A 6,000-nucleotide genomic window follows, 5' to 3' on the forward strand; every position below is an offset into this window, starting at 1 on the left:
CCGTTCCCCCTTCAATGGCCGGCAAAGCGGACCGCGGCCCTTCCGAAGTCAAACCTTCAGCGCCTGCAGCAGCGCCTGCAGGCCAAGCTCGTAGCTCTGCGCGCCGAAGCCGGCGATCTGGCCGACTGCGACCGGCGCGATGACGGATAAGTGCCGGAACGCTTCCCTTTTATGTATGTTTGACAAATGGACCTCCACCACAGGCAGCGCCACCGTGCTCAGCGCATCCCGCAGCGCATAGCTGTAATGCGTCAGCGCGCCAGGATTGATCAGAATGCCGTCCGCAACGCCGCAGGCGGCATGGATCCGGTCAATCAGCGCTCCTTCATGATTCGATTGATAGAAATCCAGCTCCGCTCCGAGCCGCTCGGCGGCTGCGTGAAGCATCGCTTCAATGCCGGCCAGCGTATCGGTGCCGTAAATTCCCGGCTCCCTTACGCCGAGCATATTCAAATTCGGGCCGTTCAAGACGAGCACCTTGGGCATGTCGCACCTCCGGGATCAATAGCGGCAATCGGCCGAAAGCCACAAGCCATTTTACCATACCCGCTTGACATTTGAGAAGTATTTCCTGCGATGACCGCAGGCAGCGGCGGATTACTGCGCGGACAGCGGCTCCCGGGAAGCCTCGTCATGAAACTCGAAGGCGATCGAGTACCCGATAAACAGCCCCCAGAGCACATGGATGCTGAGCTCGGTCAGCAGCGTGTTCAAGCCCAGCTTCGCCGCCGGTTCGGTCATATCGAAAAAGGGACCGACGGCGTAGAACATGACGGCCCACCAGAGCGCGCCATAGATAAGGCCCGGCCACGGCCCCCGGAATCTGCCGAGCAGCACCCAGTACAGCAGCGCCGCCGCAACGGAGAACAGGACAAAAAAGACGATCCCGGTCAAGTTTCCCCACCACGAGCGCAGAAACGGCTGCCTGAAGAATGGGTCGGCCAAATAGCCGGGCAGCAGGCTCGTAAACTTCAAAACGTAGGCCAGCCAGTGAAAAACACTCCATATCACCCCCCCGTAAAACCCGATCATGATGCTGTATATCCATGGGTTCGTAAGGCGGCTTTGCTTCCGCCTGTAAGCGGTCATCCCGATCATCGCCATATATTCTCTTCCCTTCCTTTCGGTTGTCCGGTAGTATGCCACCGGGCTTGCCCGCCTACTCCCGAAAAGGCAACCTCCGGCGCTCGCTTTCGGCGGCCGAATCAAGTAAAATGGAAGCAGAAGCTTCGGCGAATGCCGCCGGAGGAACCGATCAGAAGGGTGGAACGCAAGTTGCCGCAACAAATACCGTGCATCTATGGAGGACAGGCGGTGATCGAGGGCGTCATGTTCGCCGGCCGCAACGTCAATGTGACGGCGGTACGACGCAAAAATGAGGAGATCGTCTTTTACGAGGTGCCGAAAACCTCCAATCCGTGGCTGCAGAAGCTGAAAAAAATACCGTTCGTCCGCGGTATTATAGGGATTCTGGAATCGAGTGCCAAAGGCTCCCAGCATCTGAACTTCTCGATCGAGGCCTATGCCGAGGACGAGGCGGGCGAAGAAGCGGTTCAGGAGCCGGCCAAAAACAAGCAGGAAGGCAAATCCGGGTGGAGCCTCAGCATGCTGGTCGGCGTCACGCTGGCGGGCATCCTGTCGTTCGTATTCGGCAAGCTGGTCTTTACGCTGGTGCCCGCGGCGGTCGAGGAGCTGCTGTTCAGCGGAGTAACGGACAGTATTTTCGTGCATAATTTAATAGAAGGACTCATTAAAATCGTATTTCTTATCGGTTACTTGTATATCATCTCGCTTACCCCGCTTATCAAGCGGCTGTTTCAATACCACGGAGCCGAGCATAAAGTGATCAGCGCTTACGAGGCGGGCGAAGAGCTGACCGTGGAGAACGTCCAGAAACATACGCGCCTGCACTACCGGTGCGGCAGCAGCTTCATCGTACTGTCGGTCATTGTCGGCGTGCTGCTCTATTCGCTGCCGTTCTTCACATGGGACTCCTTGTGGGAACGGATTTATATCCGCATACTGCTGCTGCCGCTCGTACTGGGACTCTCCTATGAAGCGCTCCGGTTCACCAATGCGCTGCGCGACGCGCCCGTGCTCCGTTTTCTCGGTTACCCCGGCCTTTGGCTGCAATTGCTGACGACCAAAGAACCGACGAACGATCAGGTCGCGGTATCGATCGCTTCCTTCAACCGGATGCGTGAGCTCGACCAGCAAGTGGTAAAGGCATAATAACACCCCAAAAAGTGAAGCGAAGCTCTGCAGCGTATTCCGAGACTACTTTTCGGGGACCGTAAGGATAAAATAGGCCGGATACCGTTCCGGCCCCCCCGCTCGGACAATAGCAGGAAAGGGTGAATGCGCCATGCGCCGAAAGCTGCAACCTTGGTTTATCGCGCTGATCGTTCTGATGGGCGTCGGTGTGGTGTCCCAACTGTTTCAGAACCCGATGGGACTGATCATCCCGGTTACTGTGTTCGCGGTCGTGTTCCTGTTGTATAAGTTCCCGCCTTCCCGTTTCCGGGCCGCCAAGCCGCGGACGCGCCCCGCTGCGCCCGATCGTCTGAAGACGAAATCGCGCTCGCGCAAAACCGTGCCGTTCCGGGTGATCGAGGGCGGCAAGGATGACGACAACCTCCCGAAATATCATTAACGCAGGTGCACGACTCTGAAACGGAAGCGTTAACGGATGCGGAACGTCCGGAAAAACGCCTCCGTTTTTTCGCGTCCGGACTCGAACAGCCGCACGCTCACCTCCTCGGTCAGGTCGAACTGCGTGGAGCGGACGCCGAGTGTCGGAATTTTGACCGTACGGTCGCGGTATTGCTTTTCGATGTACCGCTCGTCATGCGCCTGCAGCATCGTCTCGAATATCGCTTGCAGCATCGAGAACGGACCGCGGATCACACGCGGTTCGTTTGCGTTTTTGCCCACCAGTTGAAATCCGATCGTCGCCGCCGGAGCCTCGTCCGGCCGTTCATTCTCAAACAGCCACAACGGAAAATTGCTGAGAAGCACCCCATCCACGATATAGGCGAAACGCCCCGCGAACCCCTCCTCACGGCGGACATCGACTTGCTGGCGAATAATGACCGGATCGAAAAAATACGGAATGCTTGCGCTCATTCGTACCGCTTTGGCCACCTCGAACCGCCGAGGATCGGCGCCGTAATAAGGCAGATCGTCGGGCAGCACCACGATCCGCCCGTTCGAGATATCGGAGGCGACGATTTTCAGCTTCCCGGCGGGGAGATCGGCGAACGTTCTTACCCCTTTGGCGAGCAGCAGCTTCCTGACCCAGTATTCCAGCGCCTCGCCGGAATACAACCCTTTTTTCCATATGAGCCGCACCGCGGGACCCGCCAACTTGACGTTGAACAGCGGACTTCGCCGCAGAAAAGCTTTGAACGGCGTTTGGTTAATAATCCGCTTCAACTCCTCCCCGCCGTAGCCTGCCGCGAGCAGGGAGGCGACGATCGAGCCCGAGGAAGTGCCGGCCACCCCCCCGAAACGGACTCCGCTTCGCTCCGCGCCGACGACCGCCCCGACGAGTGCGATTCCTTTGACGCCGCCGCCCTCGAATACCGCATTCACAATCATCGCCTGTCCCTCCATCCCCGCGCATGACCGCCACTACGTTCACCTTATGCGCTCCCGCTTGGACGATATGACGGCGACTCCCGCAAAAATGAAGAAAAACCGGCGCCCTCTCGCAAGGACACCGGCCGCTTTTCGCTCCTAATCGTTATTCATTATCCAATTCGCTCCGGACCGTCGTCAAATCGTCAAGCCGCTTCGGATCCCGGTTGAAATATTCCACCAGCGTTTCGATGCAGGTTATCGAATCCCAGCTTAGATGGTGCTCGATCCCTTCCACGTCTTTATAAATGTTCTCATCCTGCACGCCGATCATCGTCAGGAACGATTCCAGCAGATGATGACGGTCGACGAGCCGTTTGCCCATCTTCTTGCCTTTGTTCGTCAGCACGAGGCCCCGGTATTTCTCATAGATCAAATATTTATCTTTATCCAGCTTCTGGATCATTTTCGTAACGGAAGACGGATGAACCTCGAGGCCCTCGGCGATGTCCGAGACGCGCGCATAGCCTTTCTCGTCGATCAGTTTATAAATCCGTTCCAAATAGTCTTCCATGCTCGGCGTCGGCATCGGGATCCCCCTTGATTCCACTTCTGTTCCATCGAACAAGTATTCATTGTACCACACAGGCTCTGAAATCGCCATACGTATAAGGGAGGAGCTTTTTGCGATGTACTTTTTTGGAGACTTACCCAAGTATGTGGTGTCGCTCGAAACGTCGTATTCGGGCATCAAAGGCGACATGTGAACGGACGATGGACGTTCAGGTCCCGAAAAAGGGCGCACGAATCCCGTTGTCCACAAAATCGCTTCTGTGGACAGCCGTTTCGGCAAGTTATCGGCCTGTGGATATCTGGATTAAGCAGCCACGCTGGCTACTAAGCTTCGCATCTTCTCTGCCTGGTTCTCTTTGATGCGCCCCAGCGCCATCGCCAGCATGACGCAAAGGGCGAGCCCGCATCGCATTTTCATTTTGGCCATGCCACGAATGGTATGCAACTCGAAGCCCATGGACACATCAAGCCTGCTGTTGACGCGCTCCACCGACGTTCTCTTGTTGTACGCTTTCTCCCACTTGTAGCTGGCTCGGTCGATCGGCGTAAAGACCCGGCGATCAACCGATAACGGAATGCGTATGCCTTGTGCAACCGGACACTGCGCCGCTCCCTCGCACTGGATGCCCATTTGTTTGGCCGGACAAAGCTTCTTGAGCGTGTTGCGGTCTTTTTCGAAACCGCCGTTGCACATCTCCCGCTGCTTTCCCGTTTCCGGACACACACAGGACACCGCGCCTTTGTAGTCGTAGACCACATTCTCTCTGCCTGCCAGCAAACGCGTTTTGTCGGGATCCCGCCACATGTTGCGGATGTCGATTACCGGCTTAATCTGATGCTCGTCCCAGCACTTGGCGATCAGCTTCGTGTCATCGTAGCCGCGGTCTGCCGCCAGCGTTTCCGCCGACTTCAGCATCTCCGGCTGCCGGTTCTCCATCTGCTTTAGCAGTTCATGCCCTTCGGTAATATCCGAAGCGGACGCCTTGGTCACCTTGAACGCCACCGGCAACTCATACGTGGCGTCGACGATCAGATGCAGCTTGTAGCCGAACCATTTGATAATTTTCTCCCACGGCTTGCCGTCTTCGTGCACGCCGCTGTATTTTTTCTTCCCGTAGTCGGCATCCGTGTCTCGACGTCCGTCTGGCGTCTCCTGCTTGTTCTTGTGTTTGGCAAACGATGAAATCGCCTTGCTGTCCATCGCCAAATGCTTGCCGAACTCCGGCAATGCTTCCGCAAGCTGCTTCACGAGCTTGTCGAACATCCCTTCGATGAACTGTTCATGTTCCATGAGCAATTTCAGAAATCGCGTATACGTCCAGGGCGGCGGTACTTGATTGTCAAAGCCGCAGAGCTCCCGCAGTTGCCCGTTGCGAGCCAGTTCGCGCCGTAACTTCTCGACCCCGTCATGCTGAAACACGATGCCTGCCAGCACCGAATTCCACATCGCGCGTACCGGATAGTCATTCCGCCCTTTTCCACGGTTCCGTTCCAGCTTGCTCATTAGCTCCTCATCCGGCATGTAGTCCAGCACAAGACGCAGACGATCCAAGTCCCCGAGCGTTTGAATTTCGTTCCACTCAAACAGTTTCAGTTGTGGTATAATCGCCATAACAGGTGAACCTCCCATAGTGAAAATTGTGATCTTCGACAATTACAATTTTACCATGGATGGACTCGCCTGTTACCTACTTTTTACCATGATCGGGAGGCTGGGGTGGATTTTCGCTCTGCCTCTCTTTTTTCGCCCAAAACCCCATATTTCTCATGTTATTTTGGGGTAAAATTATTTTTGCCTAATCCCGCTTCCCTTGTCCCGTCCGGCTTGCCGGACATCGCAATTAGCTC

General features: G+C 56.2%; 7 protein-coding genes. 2 read left to right on the forward strand and 5 right to left on the reverse strand.

Annotation, left to right across the window (positions count from 1 at the left end):
* Positions 1–48: 48 nt before the first annotated feature.
* Both aroQ and RWM61_RS04720 read right to left on the reverse strand, forming a co-directional pair.
* Positions 49–486 carry a type II 3-dehydroquinate dehydratase gene (gene aroQ / locus RWM61_RS04715; RefSeq protein ID WP_313997934.1) on the reverse strand — a complete coding sequence of 146 codons (438 nt, stop codon included), beginning with the start codon at positions 484–486 and terminating at the stop codon, positions 49–51.
* 111 nt (positions 487–597) lie between these two features.
* The gene (locus RWM61_RS04720) at positions 598–1,104 is read right to left on the reverse strand and encodes a YqhR family membrane protein (RefSeq protein ID WP_313997937.1); all 507 of its coding nucleotides are present in this window, start codon (positions 1,102–1,104) and stop codon (positions 598–600) included.
* A gap of 171 nt (positions 1,105–1,275) precedes the next feature.
* Between RWM61_RS04720 and RWM61_RS04725 the strand changes: the two genes are divergently transcribed.
* Entirely contained in the window at positions 1,276–2,232 is a 957-nt protein-coding gene (locus RWM61_RS04725) for a DUF1385 domain-containing protein (protein ID WP_313997939.1), read from the forward strand.
* 133 nt (positions 2,233–2,365) lie between these two features.
* Positions 2,366–2,653: a hypothetical protein gene (locus tag RWM61_RS04730; protein ID WP_313997941.1), complete on the forward strand. Its 288-nt coding sequence runs from the start codon at positions 2,366–2,368 to the stop codon at positions 2,651–2,653.
* A 29-nt stretch (positions 2,654–2,682) separates the two neighbouring features.
* Here RWM61_RS04730 and RWM61_RS04735 read toward each other — a convergent pair whose 3' ends face one another.
* From RWM61_RS04735 to RWM61_RS04745, 3 genes are all read right to left on the reverse strand, one after another.
* Entirely contained in the window at positions 2,683–3,600 is a 918-nt protein-coding gene (locus RWM61_RS04735) for a patatin-like phospholipase family protein (RefSeq protein ID WP_313997943.1), read from the reverse strand.
* A 145-nt stretch (positions 3,601–3,745) separates the two neighbouring features.
* Positions 3,746–4,168 (reverse strand): transcriptional regulator MntR, encoded by a 423-nt coding sequence (gene mntR, locus RWM61_RS04740; RefSeq protein ID WP_313997945.1) that lies wholly within the window; start codon positions 4,166–4,168, stop codon positions 3,746–3,748.
* A 288-nt stretch (positions 4,169–4,456) separates the two neighbouring features.
* Positions 4,457–5,764, reverse strand: a complete 1,308-nt coding sequence (locus tag RWM61_RS04745; RefSeq protein ID WP_313997947.1) for a transposase — start codon at positions 5,762–5,764, stop codon at positions 4,457–4,459.
* Positions 5,765–6,000: the final 236 nt, after the last annotated feature.

The sequence above is a fragment of the uncultured Paenibacillus sp. genome (assembly GCF_963515335.1).
In the GTDB taxonomy this organism is placed as follows: Bacteria; Bacillota; Bacilli; order Paenibacillales; family Paenibacillaceae; genus Paenibacillus_I.

Bases quoted from the DNA above. Each gene is read 5' to 3' on its own strand.
- aroQ (WP_313997934.1), bottom strand. From the start codon at position 486: ATGCCCAAGGTGCTCGTCTTGAACGGCCCGAATTTGAATATGCTCGGC.
- RWM61_RS04720 (WP_313997937.1), bottom strand. From the start codon at position 1,104: ATGGCGATGATCGGGATGACCGCTTACAGGCGGAAGCAAAGCCGCCTT.
- RWM61_RS04730 (WP_313997941.1), top strand. From the start codon at position 2,366: ATGCGCCGAAAGCTGCAACCTTGGTTTATCGCGCTGATCGTTCTGATG.
- RWM61_RS04735 (WP_313997943.1), bottom strand. From the start codon at position 3,600: ATGATTGTGAATGCGGTATTCGAGGGCGGCGGCGTCAAAGGAATCGCA.
- mntR (WP_313997945.1), bottom strand. From the start codon at position 4,168: ATGCCGACGCCGAGCATGGAAGACTATTTGGAACGGATTTATAAACTG.
- RWM61_RS04745 (WP_313997947.1), bottom strand. From the start codon at position 5,764: ATGGCGATTATACCACAACTGAAACTGTTTGAGTGGAACGAAATTCAA.